Raw genomic sequence first — 16,507 nt, 5'->3', positions numbered from 1 at the left:
CAACGACATGACGGAGCGCACCACCCACACGGTGGTCATCGACGCGCCCGCGAAGGTCGTCTACGACCTGATCGCGGACGTGACCCGGTGGCCCTACACGTTCGGCCCGACCGTGCACGCCGAGGTGTTCGAGACCGACGGTTCGACCGAGCGACTGCGGTTGTGGGCGTTCGCGCACGGCGCCGTGCGGACGTGGACCTCACGCCGCCACCTCGACTCGCAGGCGCTGACCGTCCGGTTCCAGCAGGAGAAGTCGGCGGCCCCGGTGACGCACATGGGCGGTGAGTGGCTGGTCAAGCCGATCACCGACACCGTCACCGAGGTCGAGCTGCTGCACGACTTCCGCACCGCGACACCGGAGACGGTCGAGCTGGTGTGGCAGGCCGTGGAGAACAACAGCACCGCCGAGCTCGCCGCGCTCAAACGCGCGGCCGAGCTCGGCGACGACTACGACAGGCTGGTGCTGTCGTTCTCCGACAGCGTCATGATCGACGCACCGCGCCAGCGCGTGTACGAGTTCCTGCACGAGGCGGACAAGTGGCCGCAGCGGCTGCCGCACGTCGCGAGGCTCGACCTGACCGAGGCCGTCACCGGCGTGCAGTCGATGGAGATGGACACGCGCAGCACGGACGGATCGGTGCACACCACGCACTCGGTCCGGGTCTGCTTCCCGAACGACGGCATCGTCTACAAGCAGACCGCCACACCGGAGATCATGGCCGCGCACGTCGGCCGGTGGACGTTGCGCGACCTCGAAGGCGGCGGTGTGGAGGCCACGTCGCACCACACCGTCGTCATCCGGCCGGAGAAGATCGCCACCGTGCTCGGACCGGAGGGAACGGTCGAGCGCGCGCGGGAGCTGATCCGCAAGGCGCTGGGCACCAACAGTGTGACCACTCTGCGGCACGCCAAGGCGTACGCGGAGGAGTAGCGGTCGTGGGTGATGAGGAAGGCCCGCGGTCGTCCTCATCACCGACGACACCCACCAGCACGAGGAGGTGCGGGTGATGACATCCGGGCTGGCCGGGGTCGACCTGCTCACCAGAGCGGCGCGGGTCGCGAGCGGGCACGGGCTCATGACCGTGTCGATGTACCTGGAGAAGGCGGCGACGGAGCACCGCCGCAACGGCTGCCCGTCCGCGCCGGCGCCGTGCGCCTACGAGATCGAGGCGGCACGCGTCCTGATTTCCGGTTCATAGAGCCACTTCCTGGGGAGCGCCTGCATGTTCCAGCTCTACGACACGACCCTGCGCGACGGAGTGCAGGGAGAGGGGCTGGCCCTCACCGTCGCCGACAAGCTCGCGATCGCCCGCCACCTCGACGCGTTCGGCGTCACCTTCATCGAGGGCGGCTGGCCGGGCGCCATCCCGAAGGACACCGAGTTCTTCCGCCGCGCGCACACGGAGCTGACGCTGCGCAACGCCGAGCTGGCCGCGTTCGGCTCGACCCGGCGGCCGGACACCGCGGTCACGACCGACCCGCAGGTGACGGCGCTGCTGGCCGCGCAGACGCCGGTGGTGACGATCGTGGCGAAGAGCCACGTGCGGCACGTCGAGCTCGCGTTGCGCACGACGCTCGCGCAGAACGTGGCGATGATCCGCGACACCGTGCGCCACCTCGTGCGCGAGGGCAGGCGTGTCTTCCTCGACGCCGAGCACTTCTTCGAGGGCTATCTCGCAGATCCCTTCTACGCCACCGAGATCGTGCGGGCGGCGGCCGAAGCGGGCGCGGAAGCCGTGGTGCTCTGCGACACCAACGGAGGCATGCTGCCCGACCAGGTCGGCGCGATCGTCACCGCGGTCGGCGAGACCGGCGCCCGGCTGGGCGTGCACTGCCACGACGACAGCGGGTGCGCGGTCGCCAACACACTCGCCGCCGTCGATGCCGGTGTGGACCACGTCCAGGTGACCGCGCACGGCATCGGTGAGCGCTGCGGCAACGCGAACCTGTTCACGGTCGCCGCGAACCTGGTGCTGAAGAAGGGAATTCCGGTCGTCAGCGAGGACCAGCTCGCCACGATGGCCGGCACCGCACAGCGCATCACGGCCATCACCGGCGTGCCCGCGAACCGGGCCGCGCCCTACGTCGGCGCGTCCGCCTTCGCCCACAAGGCAGGCCTGCACGCGTCCGCGTTGCGCGTCGATTCCACGCTGTACCAGCACATCCAGCCGGACGCGGTCGGCAACGCGCGCCGCACCCTGGTCTCCGACATGGCCGGTCGTGCCTCGATCGAGCTGAAAGCTCATGAGCTCGGCTACGCGCTGACAGCGGGCTCCGACGTCGCCGCCCGCGTCACCGAGCGCGTCAAGACGCTGGAAAACCACGGCTACGCCTTCGAATCCGCCGACGCCTCGTTCGAGCTGCTGTTGCGTGAGGAGTTACGCGAGGGCGTCTCGGCACGCCCGTTCGACATCGACTCGTGGCACGTGACCGTGCGCCGGCCGAAACCCGGTGGCGCCGTGCTCACCGTCGCCGAGGTGACCGTGCGCGTGGGCGACGTGGTGCGCAGCGCGTCCGGCGAAGGCAACGGCGCCATCACCGCGCTCGACCGTGCGTTGCGCGCGGCACTGCTGGAGTTCTTCCCCGGCTTGCTGGGCCTCGAACTCGTCGGCCACCGGGTCCGCGTCGTGGAGGAGAGCGCGGACGGCGACCCGGTCGTCAGGGTGCTCGCCTCGTTCCACGACGGCTCGCGGCGCTGGAAAACCGTTGGTGTGGAAGCGAACGTGATCGGTGCTTCGCTGCGGGCGCTGGTGGACGCACACCAGTACGCCGTGCTTCGAGGGGGACTCGATCCCGCCGACTCAGTATCAGGCAGAACACGTAGGTCCCAGATTGGAGCAGACCATGTCCGCACTTAGCGCGATTGGAGGTGTCCGATGAGTCGTCGCGCCGTCATCACCGGGCTGGGCACGGTCGCCCCAGGTGGAATCGGAACAAAGGCGTACTGGAATCTCCTGTCCGAAGGGCGGTCGGCGACTCGGATCATCACGCACTTCGACGCCTCGCCGTACCGGTCGAGGATGGCGGGTGAGGTCGATTTCGACCCGGTGCGTGAGGGCCTGAGTCCGCAGGAGATCCGCAGGCTCGACCGCGCGGCGCAGTTCGCGCTGGTCGCGGGGCGGGAGGCGATGCACGACTCCGGCATCGAGTTCGACCACCTCGACCCCAGCCGCATCGGCGTGGCACTGGGCACCGCGGTCGGGTGCACCACGAGCCTGGAGCGCGAGTTCGTCGTCGGCAGCGACCGGGGCAAGTACTGGGAGATCGACCAGAACTACACCGTGCCGCACCTGTACGACTACTTCACGCCCAGCTCGATGGCCGCCGAGGTGGCCTGGCTGGTGGGCGCGGAAGGGCCGGCCACGGTGGTCTCCACCGGCTGCACCTCCGGTCTCGACTCGGTCGGCTACGCGGCCGAGCTGATCGCAGAGGGCAGCGCGGACGTGGTGATCACGGGTGGCACCGAGGCACCGCTGTCGCCGATCACGGTGGTGTGCTTCGACGTCATCCGGGCGAGCAGCACCCGCAACGACGACCCCGAGCACGCGTGCCGCCCGTTCGACAGGACGCGCGACGGCCTGGTGCTCGCCGAAGGTGCCGCGATCCTCGTGCTGGAGGAGCTCGAGCACGCCCGTGCCCGCGGCGCGCACATCTACGGTGAGGTCGCTGGGTTCGCGTCGAGGTGCAACGCCTACCACATGACCGGGCTGCACCCCGAGGGCAAGGAGATGTCGGACGCCATCAACGCCGCGATGGACATGGCACGGGTCGACCCGACCGCCATCGGCTACATCAACGCGCACGGTTCCGGCACCAAGCAGAACGACCTGCACGAGACCGCCGCGTTCAAGCGCAGCCTCGGCGATCACGCCTACCGGACACCGGTGAGCGGCTTCAAGTCGATGATCGGGCACTCGCTCGGCGCGATCGGCTCGCTGGAGATCGTCGGGTCCCTGCTCGCGTTCGAGGAGGGGGTCATCCCTCCGACGGCGAACCTGCACGACCCCGACCCGGAGTGCGACCTCGACTACGTGCCGCTGGTCGCCCGCGAGGCGAACGTGAACGCGGTGCTGACGGTCGGCAGCGGTTTCGGTGGATTCCAGAGCGCCATGGTGCTCCGCAAGGTGGAAGAGGTGCGTCGATGACCCGCGCGGTGGTGACCGGTATCGGTATCGCCTCGCCCAACGGACTGGGGCCGACCGCCTACTGGCGTTCGACCGTGCACGGTGAGGCCGCGATCAAGACCATCACCCGGTTCGACCCGTCCGGGTACTGGGCCAAGATCGCGGGCGAGGTGCCCGGTTTCGAGGCGGGCAGGCACCTGCAGGGCAGGCTGCTGCCGCAGACCGACCACATGACCAGGCTGACGCTCGTCGGCACGGACTGGGCGCTGCGCGGTGCCGGCGTGCAGGAGAACGACATCCCGGACACGGACGTCGCGGTGATCACCGCGGCGACCGCGGGCGGGTACGAGTTCGGCCAGCGCGAGCTGCAGAAGCTGTGGCACCAGGGCCCGGACTACGTGAGCGCGTACCAGTCGTTCGCGTGGTTCTACGCGGTGAACACCGGGCAGATCTCGATCCGCCACGGCACCCGCGGGCCCGGCGCGGTCGTGGTGAGCGAGCAGGCGGGCGGCATCGACTCGATCGGGCACGCCCGCAGGCAGCTGCGCAAGGGCGTGCGGCTCGCCCTCACCGGCGGCATGGACAGCTCGCTGTGCCCGTGGGCGTGGGTGGCGCACCAGGCCTCGGGATCGTTGAGCCGCAGCAACGACCCGCGCCGCGCGTACCTGCCGTTCGACCGGGACGCGAGCGGGTACGTCGCCGGTGAGGGCGGCGCGATCATGGTGCTGGAGACCCCCGAGTCGGCGGCGGAGCGGCCGGGAACCCGGATCTACGGCGAGATCGCGGGGTACGCCTCCACGTTCGACTCGCGAATGCCCAGCAGGGAACCGGGGTTGCGGCGCTGCGCCGAGCTCGCCCTGCGGGACGCGGGCATGGACGCCTCGGAGATCGACGTCGTGTTCGCCGACGCGGCGGGCATTCCCGAGCTGGACAAGGCCGAGGCGAACGCGATCAGCGCGATCTTCGGCCCGTACGGGGTGCCGGTGACGGCGCCGAAGACCATGACCGGGCGGCTGTTCGCGGGCGGCGGGTCGCTCGACGTGGCCACGGCGATCCTGTCCATCTACTGGAGCACGATCCCGCCGACCGTCAACGTCGAGAACGTCGTCCCCGAGTACGAGCTCGACCTCGTGCTGAACGAGCCGAGGCACGGCCGGGTGCGGGCGGCGCTCGTGCTGGCCCGCGGCCGTGGCGGCTTCAACTCGGCCATGGTGGTCCGCGAGTACAGGTGACCGACAGGCCGTGAGGGTTCTGGAGTTTTCCAGAACCCTCACGGCCTTTTCTTGCCAGAGGAGGCTCGTGGTGAGCGTGGCGTTGATGTTCCCGGGACAGGGTTCGCAGCACGTGCGGATGGCCGCCGGTCTGCACGGCCGTGAACCGGTGTTCACGTCGGTGATGGACGAGGTTCTCGCACTGTTCGGCGACGACGGCGAGGCCGTGCGCGAGGACTGGTTGGCAGGCAACGACATCGACCACGTGTCGCGCGCGCAACCGTTGCTGTTCGCCGTCGACTACGCCCTCGGCCGGACCGTGCTCGGCTGGGGTGTCACGCCGGTGGCGATGGTCGGGCACAGCGCGGGCGAGGTCGTCGCGGCCACGCTCGCCGGGGTGTTCACCCTGGAGGAAGCCGTGTCGCTGGTGCACGGACGGGTGCGCTCGGCCGCGCCGATCCCGTCCGGCGGCATGCTGGCCGTGGCGGCGTCGGAGGCGGACATGGTGCCGTACCTGGTCGACGACGTCGCGATCGCGGCGGTGAACGCGCCCAAGCAGACGATGCTGGCCGGGTCGGACGCACCGCTCGCCGCCGTGCGGGCCCGGCTGGAGGCCGACGAGTTCACCGTCCGCACCGTGCCCGCCACGACACCGTTCCACTGTCCCGCGATGGCACCCGCCGTCGAGGAGGCGTTGCGGGAGTTCAGCGCCACGCCGAGACCGCCGCGGATCACCGTGTACTCCGGCTACACCGCCAAGGAGCTGACCGAGGCTGACGCGACCTCCCCGGTGTTCTGGGCGCGGCAGCTCGCGGACACCGTCTACTTCGGACCGGCGCTCACCGAGCTGCTGGCCGCGCACGACGTGACGCTGGTGGAGGCGGGGCCCGGCCAGACGCTGACCGCGTTCGCCCGGCGCACCAAGGCCGTCCGCACCGGCGCGAGCTCCGTGCTGCCGCTGCTGCCACCAGGTCCTGGCGGCGACGACTGGGAGAGCCTGCAGGCCGCCCGCCTCCGTCTCGTCCCTTGACGACAAGGGGACCCTTCGGCGTGAAGGGTCCCCTTTGTCGTTACTCGAGACCGCGCAGGATGTGACTGTCGTCGTGGTCGGGCGCCGGCAGCTTCGCCGTTCTCGACCAGGCGGTGAGTGATTCGTTCATGACCACACCGTAAAAATGGTGACTCCGGTCTCACTCGATCACCGGTCAGTCGTCCAGCAGCGCCACCGCCCGCGTCCAGCCCGCGCCAGCGCCGCCGATCTTCACCGGGAAGCACACGACGGTGAACCCGAAGGGCGGCAACAGCTCCAGGTTGGCGAGCCGCTCCACCTGGCAGTACTCGCGTTCCCTGCCCGCGAAGTGCGCGGGCCACAGCACCGAGCGGTCCCCGGTCTCGTGGTAGCGCTTGATGATGTCGCCGAACGGCGCGTCGAGGCTGAACGCGTCCGTGCCGATCACCTTGACCCCCAGGTCCAGCAACAGGTTCGTGGCGTCGCCGTCGAGCCCGGTGAAGTCGGTGAAGTACCGCTGGGTGCCGGCGTGCTCGGCGGCGCCCGTGTTGAGCAGCACGATGTCCATCGGCTGTGGTGTGTAACCGATGCGGGCGAACTCCTTCTCCAGGTACGCCGCGCCGACGACGCCGGTGCCCTGCCCGGTCAGGTCGAGCACCACACCGGGGTTGTGAAACCACTCGAGCGGCATCGCGTCGATGTGCTTCGGCGTGCCGTAGGCGGCACGGGTTCCGTAGTGCGACGGCGCGTCGACGTGCGTGCCGGTGTGCGAGGTCAGTGAAATCCGGTCCAGGGAAAGGAATTCCGAGTCGGGCAGCACGGACGGGTCGAAGTCGATCCCCAGCCGCAACCGCACCTGTTCGCTCATGTGTTGCGCGCCCTGTGCGGGGGTGAGCACCTCGTGCGTCACCGGATCCGCCTCGTAGGCGGACGCGTCGATCGTGGAGGAGAGGTCGAGTATGCGCATGCCCCCATGCTCGAAGCCGAGCCTCGAGCACAGGTCGAGATCGCCGGGGCACAGTGGTCGGCATGGCGATCACCTTCATCAACCGCTTCACGGTCAACGGCAAGCCGGAAGACTTCGAGAGCGCGTTCACCGAGACCGCGGAGTTCATCCGCAAGCAGCCGGGTCTGGTGCGCTACACGCTGTCCCGCGACCTCGAGGACGAGACCAGGTACGTCAACGTCGCGCTGTGGGAGAGCGCGCAGGCGTTGCGCGACGCCGTGGCGCATCCCGACTTCAAGCAGCACGCCGCGGCCATGCGCGCACTCGCCACCAGCGAGGGCACGGTGTACGCCGAGCGGCTCACGTTCGCGGGTGAGTGATGACCAGAGGTCCGCTGGACGGGCTGAAAGTCCTCGAGGTCGGTGGCATCGGGCCGGGCCCGCACGCGGGGATGCTGCTGGCCGACCTGGGCGCTTCGGTGCTGCGGGTCGAACGGCCGCACGGCGGGCTGCAGGTCGTGCCCGACCGCGACAAGGACTTCCTGTTGCGCGGCAGGGACTTCCTCGACGCCGACCTCAAGGGCCGCTACGGCCGTGAGCTGGTGCTTTCGCTCGCGGGCCGCGCGGACGTGCTCATCGAGGGCTTCCGTCCCGGTGTCATGGAACGGCTCGGAGTCGGCCCGTCCGCCTGCCTCGCCCGCAACCCGCGGCTGGTCTTCGCGCGGATGACCGGCTGGGGCCAGAACGGTCCGCTGGCCGAACGCGCCGGGCACGACATCAACTACCTCGCGCTCACCGGCGTGCTGCACGCCGTGGGCACCCCGCCGCTGAACCTGCTCGGCGACTTCGGCGGCGGATCCCTCTACCTCGTGGTGGGCATCCTCGCGGCGCTGATCGAGCGGGAACGCTCCGGCTGCGGCCAGGTCGTCGACGCCGCGATCGTCGACGGGGTCAGCTCGCTGGCCCAGATGATCTGGTCCATGCGCGCCCAGGACCAGTGGAGCGACCAACCGGGCACGAACCTCCTCGACGGCGGCGCGCCCTTCTACTCGATCTACACCTGCGCGGACGGCCGCGACGTCGCCGTCGGGGCGCTCGAACCCCAGTTCTACGCCCAGCTGATCGCGGGACTGGGCCTCGACGACCTGCCGGACCATCACGACCGGGACAGCTGGCCGTTGCTGCGCAAGATGTTCGAGGAGGCCTTCCTCCGCCGCAGCCGCGACGAGTGGGCGGAGGTGTTCGAGGGCACCGACGCCTGCGTGACCCCCGTCCTGAGCTTCGGTGAGGCCGCCGAGCACCCCCACCTGAAGGCGCGCGGCACGATCACCGCCGACGGGGCCGCCGCCGCACCCCGGCTCATGCCGCCTTCAGTACATTGACGATTCGTGGAGCTACGAATTTTCACCGAGCCCCAGCAGGGTGCCGGCTACGACGACCTGCTGCGCGTCGCGCGGACCGCGGAGGACGCGGGCTACGGCGCGTTCTTCCGTTCCGACCACTACCTCAAGATGGGATCGGTGTCGGGTCTGCCGGGCCCGACCGACCCGTGGATCACCTTCGCGGGCCTCGCCCGTGACACCTCCACGATCCGCCTCGGCACGCTGATGACCGCGGCGACGTTCCGCTACCCCGGTCCGCTCGCGATCAGCGTGGCCCAGGTCGACCAGATGTCGGGCGGCCGCGTGGAGTTCGGCCTCGGCGCGGGCTGGTACGCCGAGGAGCACACCGCGTACGGCATCCCGTTCCCGGCGCTGGCGGAGCGGTTCGAGCGGTACGAGGAGCAGCTCGCGATCATCACCGGCCTGTGGGAGACCCCTGTCGGTGAGACGTTCTCCTTCGACGGCAAGCACTACACGCTCACCGACTCGCCCGCGCTGCCCAAGCCGAAGCAGTCACCGCGCCCGCCGGTGCTGATCGGCGGCAAGGGGGCGAAGCGCACACCCGCGCTGGCCGCGAGGTACGCCGACGAGTTCAACCTGCCGTTCGTGAGCATCGCCGACGCGGAGACGCAGTTCGCCAGGGTCGACGCGGCCTGCGAGGAGATCGGCCGCGACCCGAAGGAGATCATCCGGTCGGCCGCGCTCGTCGCGTGCGTGGGCAGGACGGACGCCGACGTCGCCCGGCGGGCAGAGGCGATCGGCCGTGAGGTGGCGGAGCTGAAGCAGAACGGTCTCGCGGGCACTCCCGGCGAGGTCGTGGAGCGGATCTCGCAGTGGCGGGAGCGCACCGGAATCCAGCGCGTCTACCTGCAGATCCTCGACCTGGCTGACCTCGGCCACATCACCGAGATCGCCGAAGAGGTCATGCCGCGGCTCTGATGGCCTTCCGCACGGACTCGGGGAGCGCGAACGACCTGCCCCGGTGCCGCGGCAGGTGTCCGATCACCCGCAGCTGCAGCGCCGGATCGTCCAGGTAGCGCTCCTCGAGCCCGTCCTGTCCGAAGATCAGCTTCAGACCACGCCCGAGCATGGACGGCGTGTCCAGCGACAGCCGCTCGCGCAGCAGGTCGGCCGCCGCGTGGTCGCCGTGGTCCACCGCCGCACGAACGACGTCCCGCAGCGGCACGAGGCGATAGGGCTCGTCGGCGCGGACGCCGTCACGGTGCTCGATGCCGAGCGCGGTCAACGCGCGCTGGTGAGCGCCTCCGTCGAGGCCGAGGTAGTAGCGCTCCCAGTCCCCGAGCTGCACCTCGCCCTGCACAGCGGCGTGCGCGATCGAGGGTGGGACTACGAGCGTGATGCCGATGGCGGCGAGCAGGGTACGCCGGGAGAGAAGCACTACGGAATGCTAGCGAAGGTGATCCCGGGTGCGACGGGGCCAGAGCGGGCCAAAGTGCGGTCCGTCAGGGGGAGCGTTCCCTCCAACGCCGCGAGCACGGCGTCACGGGCCATCGGCAGCACCTCGGCCACGGTGACGTCCCGGCCCAGCTCGTGCGAGAGCGAGGCGACGCCCGCGTCCTTGATGCCGCACGGGATGATGTCGCCGAACGCGTCGAGGCTCGCGTTGCAGTTGATCTCGAAGCCGTGCATCGTCACGCCCCGCTGCACGCGGATGCCGATCGCGGCGACCTTGCGCTCCGGGCCCCGGTCGTCGGCGGGAATCCACACGCCGCTGCGGCCCTCGACCCGGCCGGTGTGCACGCCGAGCTGGTCGCACACGTCGATCAGGCCCTGCTCGATGCGCCGCACGTACTCCACGACGTCGATCGGGTCGGTCAGCTTGACGATCGGGTAGCCGACGAGCTGGCCGGGCCCGTGCCAGGTGATCTTGCCGCCGCGGTCGACGTCGATGACCGGGGTGTCGCCTCCGCGCGGGCGCTCCTCGTCCAGGGTGCGCCGCCCGCACGTGTAGACGGGCGGGTGTTCGAGCAGGAGCATCGTGTCCGGCCCGGTGCCGCTCGCTCGCTGCTCCGCGATCTCCTTCTGGAGGTCCCACGCCGCCATGTAGTCGATGAGGCCCAGCTCACGGACGACGACGGGGTCTGACGAGGTGCGGCACGAGTTCACGACCCGACGTTACCAACCCCAGAGCGAGCGCTGCCACGAGTCCCACACCCGTCACACCCAGCACCGCGCCGATGACGTCGGTGACCCAGTGCATCTCCAGCACGACCCTCGCGAACCCGGCCACGAGCACCGCCAGCACGCCCCACAGGACACCGCGTTTCAGCAGGACGACCATCGTGAACGCCACCGAGGCGACCGCCACCGTGTGCCCGCTCGGATAGCTCGGCAGGTGGTACTCCACGGGCCGCACGCGGTCGAACAGCCAGCGCACCAGCAACGTCGCGCAGCACAGCCCGTGCAACGCCAGCGCCTTCCACAACCGCAGGTCACGCCGTCGCCAGGCGAGCACGAACAGCACCGCCGCGAACGCCCAGCCGATCGTCGGCCCGAGCAGCAGGCCCACGACGTACGCCGTCATCCGCAGCCACTCGGGGCGCGGCATCCCGTCGTGCACCCACACGTCGAGCCACGTGACCTCGGGCATTCCCAGCAGGATCCACGAGATCACCAGCACGGCGGCGACAACACGGGTCATGCGACCGCCGCGGTCAAAGCAGACGGCAACGCCGGATGCATGAAGTGGAACCCGTGGCTCTCCAGCACCTTCGGTGTCAGCCCTGGCCCGGTCAGCAGCAGCTCCTGCGCCATCTCGGCACCGAGCAACGTCTTCAACGCGAACGCCGGCACGACCCACGGCGTCGGCCGGTGCAGTGCCGTGCCGACCGCCTTGGTGAACTCGGCGTTCGTCACCGGCGTCGGCCCGGCGACGTTGACCGGCCCGCGGATGTCGTCGTGCTCGACGACGAACCGGTAGGCGGACACGACGTCGTCCAGCGACACCCACGGGAAGAACTGCTCGCCGGTCCCGAGCTTGCCGCCGAGGAACAGCTGGAACACCGGCTTCAGCCGGCCGAACACACCACCGGACGGCGAGATGACGACGGCGGTGCGCATGAGCACGACGCGCACGCCACCTTCCTGCGCCACCGAGGTCGCCGCCTCCCAGTCCTGGGTCAGCCGCGACATGAACGTGTGCCCGCCCGGCGCGTCCTCGTCCGCGAGCCGCGTGCCCGTGTCGCCGTAGAAGTGGGCGCCCGACGAGTTCACGAGCGTCGGCACTCCGTGCTCGACGACGGCGGCCGACAACACCTCGGCCGGCACGATGCGGCTGTCGTGCAGGACCTGCTTGCGCGCGTCGTCCCACCGCTTGTCGCCGATGCCGGCGCCGCACAGGTTGATCACGGCGTCGACGCCGTCGAACGTGTGGGAGTCGATGCGCCCGGCGTACGGGTCCCACCCGCGTTCGTCGGGGGCGGCGGCTTTGCGGCGCACCAGCCGCAGCACCTCGTGTCCCGCGGCGCGCATCGACGCCACCAGGCTCGTGCCGATCAGGCCCGACGATCCCGCGATGACAACTCGCATGAGTAGATCGTTCCGCACTCAACCATCTCGTGCACAGCGGTACGGATGTGCTGAAGGCCACCCCGGCGAACCGGGGTGGCCTTCAGGCGGTATCCGATATATCAGTCGCTCAGAGGCCCAGGTCGGCCTCGAACGCACCTTCCTCCAGACGGTTCTTGACCGTCGTGAGGAAGCGGCCCGCGTCGGCACCGTCGACCAGGCGGTGGTCGTAGGTGAGGGCGAGGTACATCATCGAGCGGATCGCGATGGTGTCGTCGCCGTTCTCGTCGGTGATGACGACCGGACGCTTCTTGACGACGCCGACGCCCAGGATGCCGACCTGCGGCTGCTGGATGATCGGGGTGTCGAAGAGCGCGCCGTTGCTGCCCAGGTTGGTCAGCGAGAACGTGCCACCGGTGAGCTCGTCCGGCGTGAGCTTGTTCGAACGGGCGCGCGCGGCCAGGTCGCCGATCTTGTGCGCGAGACCGGCGAGGTTCAGGTCACCGGCGTTGTGGATCACGGCGTTGAGCAGGCCGCGCTCCGTGTCGATCGCCAGGCCGAGGTGCTCGGCACCGTGGTAGGTGACCTCCTTGCGCTCCTCGTCGATCGACGCGTTGAGCACCGGGTGGGCCTTGAGGGCCTCGATGGCGGCCTTCGCGAAGAACGGCAGGAACGTGAGCTTCGCGCCCTCACGCGCCTCGAATGCCTTCTTCGCCTGGTTGCGCAGGCGGGCGATCTTGGTGACGTCGACCTCGAACACCTGGGTGAGCTGGGCCGACATCTGCAGCGACTCACGCGTGCGCTGCGCGACGATCTGGCGCAGCCGCGGGAGCTTCTGCACGGTGCCGCGCTTGCCCGAGTTGTCGACCGCGACCGGGGCGGCGGTGCGGGCGGCGGGGGCAGTGGCAGCCGGAGCAGCGGCGGCGGGCGCGGGAGCCGGGGCCTTCTTGGCCTCGACGGCGGCCAGCACGTCCTGCTTGCGGATGCGGCCACCGACACCGGTGCCCTTGAGCGTGCTCAGGTCGATGCCGTTCTCCGACGCGAGCTTGCGCACCAGCGGCGTGACGTACGGCGTGCCGTTCGCGTCGTCGCTGGACGCGGCGGCGGGAGCGGCCTGCGGAGCCGGAGCGGCCGGGGCGGGGGCAGGCGCCGGAGCGGCCTGCGGAGCCGGGGCGGGCGCCGGAGCCGGAGCCGGAGCCGCCTGCTGGGGAGCGGGCGCCGGGGCCGGAGCGGGAGCGGCGGCGGGAGCCGGGCTGCCCGAACCGATGACGGCGAGCTTGCCGCCGACCTCGACGGTCTCGTCCTCACCGGCGGTGATCTCGAGCAGCGTGCCCGCGACCGGCGACGGGATCTCGGTGTCGACCTTGTCGGTCGAGACCTCGAGCAGCGGCTCGTCGACCTCGACGCTGTCGCCGACCTGCTTCAGCCACCGGGTGACGGTGCCCTCGGTGACGGACTCGCCGAGCGCGGGCATCGTGACGTCGGTGCCCTGGGCCGGACCGGAGGACTGTGCCGCACCGGAGGACTGGGCCGGAGCCGGGGCGGCTTCCTGAGCGGCCTCGGCGGGCGCCGCGGACGGCTGCGTCTGCTGCGGTTCAGGCGCGGACTCCTGGGCCGGAGCCGGTGCCGGGGCAGCGGAACCGCCGTCGCCGTCACCGATGACGGCGAGCTCGCCGCCGACCTCGACGGTGTCGTCCTCCTGCGCGACGATCTTCTGCAGGATGCCCGCCGCCGGGGACGGGATCTCGGTGTCGACCTTGTCGGTGGACACCTCGAGCAACGGCTCGTCCACCTCCACCCGGTCGCCTTCCTGCTTCAACCACCGGGTGACCGTGCCCTCGGTGACGCTCTCACCGAGTGCGGGCATCTGGACGGAGAAGGCCATTGTTCGCTGACTCCTCGTGCTCTCGTGTGGCTGACTTGGATGGGGAACGGTCAGCCGTGCACGTGCAGCGGCTTGCCGGCCAGGGCGAGGAAGGCCTCGCCGAGGGCTTCAGTCTGGGTCGGGTGGGCGTGGATCAGCGGAGCCACGTCCTCCGGGTAAGCCTCCCAGCTGTAGATCAGCTGGGCCTCACCGATGAGCTCGCCGACGCGCTCGCCGACCATGGTGACGCCGACAACGGGACCGTCCGGAGCCTTGATCAGCTTCACGCCACCGGCGGTCTTGAGGATCTGGCTCTTGCCGTTGCCCGCGAGGTCGTAGATGAACACCTCGGCGGAGCCGTACTTCTCCTTCGCGGCGGCCTCGGAGAGACCGACGGAGGCGACCTCGGGCTTGCAGTAGGTGACGCGCGGGATGCCCGCCTCGTCGATCACCTTCGGGTTCTGGCCCGCGATCTCCTCGGCCACGAAGATGCCCTGCTGGAAACCGCGGTGCGCGAGCTGCAGGCCCGGCACGATGTCGCCGACCGCGTAGACGTTCGGCAGGTTCGTGCGCAGGCGCTCGTCGGTGACGACGAACCCGCGGTCGATCTTGATGCCGGCCTCCTCGTAGCCGTGACCCGCGCTGTTCGGGCCGCGGCCGACCGCGACGAGCAGCAGGTCGGCGTCGAGGACGTCGCCGTTCTCCAGCGTGATCGACACACCGGTGTCGGACTGGGTGGCACCGGTGAACTTCACGCCGGTCTTGAACTTGATCCCGCGCTTGCGGAACGCGCGCTCGAGCTGCTTGGACGCGTACTCGTCCTCGGCGGGCACCAGCCGGGGCAGGGCCTCGACGATCGTCACGTCCGCGCCGAACGACCGCCACACGCTCGCGAACTCCACGCCGATGACGCCGCCGCCGAGGACGACGACCTTCTCCGGGATGAAGTCCAGGTTGAGCGCCTGGTCGCTGGTGATGACGCGGCCGCCGATCTCCAGACCGGGCAGGCTGCGGGCGTACGAACCGGTCGCGAGCACCACGTTCTTGCCGACGTAGCGCTGACCGTTCACGACGACGGTGTTCGGGCCGGCGAACGTGCCCGCGCCCTCGACCAGGGTGACCTTGTTGGCCTTCGCGAGACCCTGCAGGCCCTTGTAGAGCCGCGAGATCACGCCGTCCTTGTACGAGTTGACGCCGGCGATGTCGATGCCCTCGAGCGAGCTCTTCACGCCGAACTGGTCGCCTTCACGCGCGTTGTCCGCCACCTCGGCCGCGTGCAGCAGCGCCTTGGTCGGGATGCAGCCGCGGTGCAGGCACGTGCCACCGAGCTTGTCCTTCTCGACCAGGACGACGGACAGGCCGAGCTCGGCCGCGCGGAACGCGCAGGCATAGCCGCCCGAACCACCGCCGAGGATCACGAGATCGGCGTTGGTGGCCGAATCCAGTTCCGGCGAAGTCACTTCGGATCTCCTCGGGATTACTTACTACGCGCGGGTGCGCGCGAGGTACGCGGCCATCTTGTCACTAGTTGCCGGAGCGTGGTGATCCGGCATGGGACACCACGCCCTGTTCTGATCATTCACCTACTCATCACACCCTCACCTGGCACCATTGGTGCAGGGAATCGCAGGAGGTGCTCGATGGGGCTGTTCGATCGTTTTCGCAGGAAGCCGCGCCCAGGCGTGCTGCGGACCGCCTCCAACCAGGACACGAGCCACCTCGAACAGTGGGCCGCGAGCCGCCACGGCGTCGAGGCCTATGTGGAGCCGAAGACCACGGTGACCGAAACCACTGTGGTTCTCGTCGCTCACGACGGCGAGTGGACCCGCCGCCGCGTCTCGTCCCCGGACGCCGCCCGCGCCTTCGCCCGCAAACTCGGCATGCCGATCTACGACGCCGGCATCGTCGGCTACCCGAAGCGCATGCGCGACTACACCGCGCGCAAAAAGGCCGCAGGCGAGCTTTAGACCTTCACCGTCGGCTCGTGCCGCACGGGAAAATTCACGCTCGCCGCGATGAAGCACAACGAGTGCGCCTTCTCGTGCAACGCCTGCGCGGTCTCCCGCTTCTCCGGATCCGCGATCGTCACCACGGGGTTGAGCGTCACCTCGGTGAACCGCCCCGACCCGTCCGGGTGCTCGGCCATCGTGCCGGTGGCGTGGTCGCGGTAGTCGGTGACGATCACTCCGTTGGTCGACGCCAGGTGCAGGTACCAGAGCATGTGGCACTGCGACAGCGACGCGACGAGCAGCTCCTCGGGGTTGTACCGGCCGCGGTCACCGCGAAACGACGGATCCGACGACCCGAGAATCGTCTCTTTCCCCTCGACGCGAACCTCGTGCGCCCGCTCGTAGTTCTTGTACCCGGAAGTCCCGCTCCCGGTGTTTCCCGTCCAAACAACGTCGACCTCGTACCGATGCGTCCCCATGTGGAAATCCTCCTCT

The 16,507-nt window shown here is 69.9% G+C and carries 18 protein-coding genes; 10 read left to right on the top strand and 8 right to left on the bottom strand.

Annotated elements, in window-relative coordinates; all coding sequences use genetic code 11:
* Window positions 1-7: 7 nt before the first annotated feature.
* The 6 genes from IEZ09_RS37205 to IEZ09_RS37180 all read left to right on the top strand — a co-directional run bounded on the left by IEZ09_RS37205 (window position 8) and on the right by IEZ09_RS37180 (window position 6,365).
* Entirely contained in the window at window positions 8-931 is a 924-nt protein-coding gene (locus tag IEZ09_RS37205) for an aromatase/cyclase (protein ID WP_189258528.1), read from the top strand.
* A 76-nt stretch (window positions 932-1,007) separates the two neighbouring features.
* The gene (locus IEZ09_RS37200) at window positions 1,008-1,199 is read left to right on the top strand and encodes a hypothetical protein (RefSeq protein WP_189258527.1); all 192 of its coding nucleotides are present in this window, start codon (window positions 1,008-1,010) and stop codon (window positions 1,197-1,199) included.
* A 24-nt stretch (window positions 1,200-1,223) separates the two neighbouring features.
* Complete coding sequence (cimA, locus tag IEZ09_RS37195; RefSeq protein ID WP_189258526.1) at window positions 1,224-2,858, top strand: citramalate synthase; 1,635 nt, start codon at window positions 1,224-1,226, stop codon at window positions 2,856-2,858.
* A gap of 18 nt (window positions 2,859-2,876) precedes the next feature.
* A complete protein-coding gene (locus IEZ09_RS37190) occupies window positions 2,877-4,145 on the top strand; it encodes a beta-ketoacyl-[acyl-carrier-protein] synthase family protein (RefSeq protein WP_189258525.1) in 1,269 nt (422 codons plus the stop codon).
* Complete coding sequence (locus IEZ09_RS37185; protein WP_189258524.1) at window positions 4,142-5,356, top strand: ketosynthase chain-length factor; 1,215 nt, start codon at window positions 4,142-4,144, stop codon at window positions 5,354-5,356. Before IEZ09_RS37190 ends, IEZ09_RS37185 begins: the two co-directional genes overlap by 4 nt.
* Before the next feature lie 70 nt (window positions 5,357-5,426).
* Window positions 5,427-6,365 carry an acyltransferase domain-containing protein gene (locus tag IEZ09_RS37180; protein WP_229813295.1) on the top strand — a complete coding sequence of 313 codons (939 nt, stop codon included), beginning with the start codon at window positions 5,427-5,429 and terminating at the stop codon, window positions 6,363-6,365.
* A gap of 175 nt (window positions 6,366-6,540) precedes the next feature.
* Here the strand turns inward: IEZ09_RS37180 and IEZ09_RS37175 are convergent, their stop codons facing one another.
* Window positions 6,541-7,311, bottom strand: a complete 771-nt coding sequence (locus IEZ09_RS37175) for a cyclase family protein (RefSeq protein ID WP_189258523.1) — start codon at window positions 7,309-7,311, stop codon at window positions 6,541-6,543.
* A 62-nt stretch (window positions 7,312-7,373) separates the two neighbouring features.
* On the opposite strand from IEZ09_RS37175, the gene IEZ09_RS37170 reads away from it, so the two are divergent.
* The 3 genes from IEZ09_RS37170 to IEZ09_RS37160 are packed head-to-tail and all read left to right on the top strand — an operon-like array spanning window position 7,374 to window position 9,610.
* A complete protein-coding gene (locus tag IEZ09_RS37170) occupies window positions 7,374-7,670 on the top strand; it encodes an antibiotic biosynthesis monooxygenase family protein (protein WP_189258522.1) in 297 nt (98 codons plus the stop codon).
* Window positions 7,670-8,671 (top strand): CaiB/BaiF CoA transferase family protein, encoded by a 1,002-nt coding sequence (locus tag IEZ09_RS37165; RefSeq protein WP_189258521.1) that lies wholly within the window; start codon window positions 7,670-7,672, stop codon window positions 8,669-8,671. The genes IEZ09_RS37170 and IEZ09_RS37165 overlap by 1 nt, the downstream gene beginning before the upstream one ends.
* 6 nt (window positions 8,672-8,677) lie before the next feature.
* The gene (locus IEZ09_RS37160; RefSeq protein ID WP_189258520.1) at window positions 8,678-9,610 is read left to right on the top strand and encodes an LLM class F420-dependent oxidoreductase; all 933 of its coding nucleotides are present in this window, start codon (window positions 8,678-8,680) and stop codon (window positions 9,608-9,610) included.
* Here the strand turns inward: IEZ09_RS37160 and IEZ09_RS37155 are convergent.
* The 6 genes from IEZ09_RS37155 to lpdA all read right to left on the bottom strand — a co-directional run bounded on the left by IEZ09_RS37155 (window position 9,594) and on the right by lpdA (window position 15,523).
* Window positions 9,594-10,070, bottom strand: coding sequence for a hypothetical protein (locus IEZ09_RS37155; protein ID WP_189258519.1), 477 nt, complete (start codon window positions 10,068-10,070; stop codon window positions 9,594-9,596). The two genes, IEZ09_RS37160 and IEZ09_RS37155, sit on opposite strands and share 17 nt — an antisense overlap.
* Window positions 10,070-10,798 (bottom strand): lipoyl(octanoyl) transferase LipB, encoded by a 729-nt coding sequence (gene lipB, locus IEZ09_RS37150; protein WP_189258518.1) that lies wholly within the window; start codon window positions 10,796-10,798, stop codon window positions 10,070-10,072. The genes IEZ09_RS37155 and lipB overlap by 1 nt, the downstream gene beginning before the upstream one ends.
* Window positions 10,755-11,333: a phosphatase PAP2 family protein gene (locus IEZ09_RS37145; protein ID WP_189258517.1), complete on the bottom strand. Its 579-nt coding sequence runs from the start codon at window positions 11,331-11,333 to the stop codon at window positions 10,755-10,757. Before IEZ09_RS37145 ends, lipB begins: the two co-directional genes overlap by 44 nt.
* Window positions 11,330-12,220 (bottom strand): TIGR01777 family oxidoreductase, encoded by an 891-nt coding sequence (locus IEZ09_RS37140; RefSeq protein WP_189258516.1) that lies wholly within the window; start codon window positions 12,218-12,220, stop codon window positions 11,330-11,332. The genes IEZ09_RS37145 and IEZ09_RS37140 overlap by 4 nt, the downstream gene beginning before the upstream one ends.
* 109 nt (window positions 12,221-12,329) lie before the next feature.
* A complete protein-coding gene (gene sucB, locus IEZ09_RS37135) occupies window positions 12,330-14,084 on the bottom strand; it encodes a 2-oxoglutarate dehydrogenase, E2 component, dihydrolipoamide succinyltransferase (protein WP_189258515.1) in 1,755 nt (584 codons plus the stop codon).
* A 50-nt stretch (window positions 14,085-14,134) separates the two neighbouring features.
* A complete protein-coding gene (gene lpdA, locus IEZ09_RS37130) occupies window positions 14,135-15,523 on the bottom strand; it encodes a dihydrolipoyl dehydrogenase (RefSeq protein ID WP_229813294.1) in 1,389 nt (462 codons plus the stop codon).
* 180 nt (window positions 15,524-15,703) lie between these two features.
* Between lpdA and IEZ09_RS37125 the strand changes: the two genes are divergently transcribed.
* Complete coding sequence (locus IEZ09_RS37125) at window positions 15,704-16,030, top strand: oxidoreductase (RefSeq protein ID WP_189258514.1); 327 nt, start codon at window positions 15,704-15,706, stop codon at window positions 16,028-16,030.
* On the opposite strand, the gene IEZ09_RS37120 is transcribed toward IEZ09_RS37125, so the two are convergent.
* The gene (locus IEZ09_RS37120) at window positions 16,027-16,491 is read right to left on the bottom strand and encodes an OsmC family protein (RefSeq protein ID WP_189258513.1); all 465 of its coding nucleotides are present in this window, start codon (window positions 16,489-16,491) and stop codon (window positions 16,027-16,029) included. The two genes, IEZ09_RS37125 and IEZ09_RS37120, sit on opposite strands and share 4 nt — an antisense overlap.
* Window positions 16,492-16,507: the final 16 nt, after the last annotated feature.

Source organism: Lentzea flava (genome assembly GCF_014648475.1).
GTDB lineage: Bacteria > Actinomycetota > Actinomycetes > Mycobacteriales > Pseudonocardiaceae > Lentzea > Lentzea flava.
The sequence above is the reverse complement of the archived record's forward strand: the minus strand, read 5'-3'. Positions and strand labels throughout refer to the sequence as shown.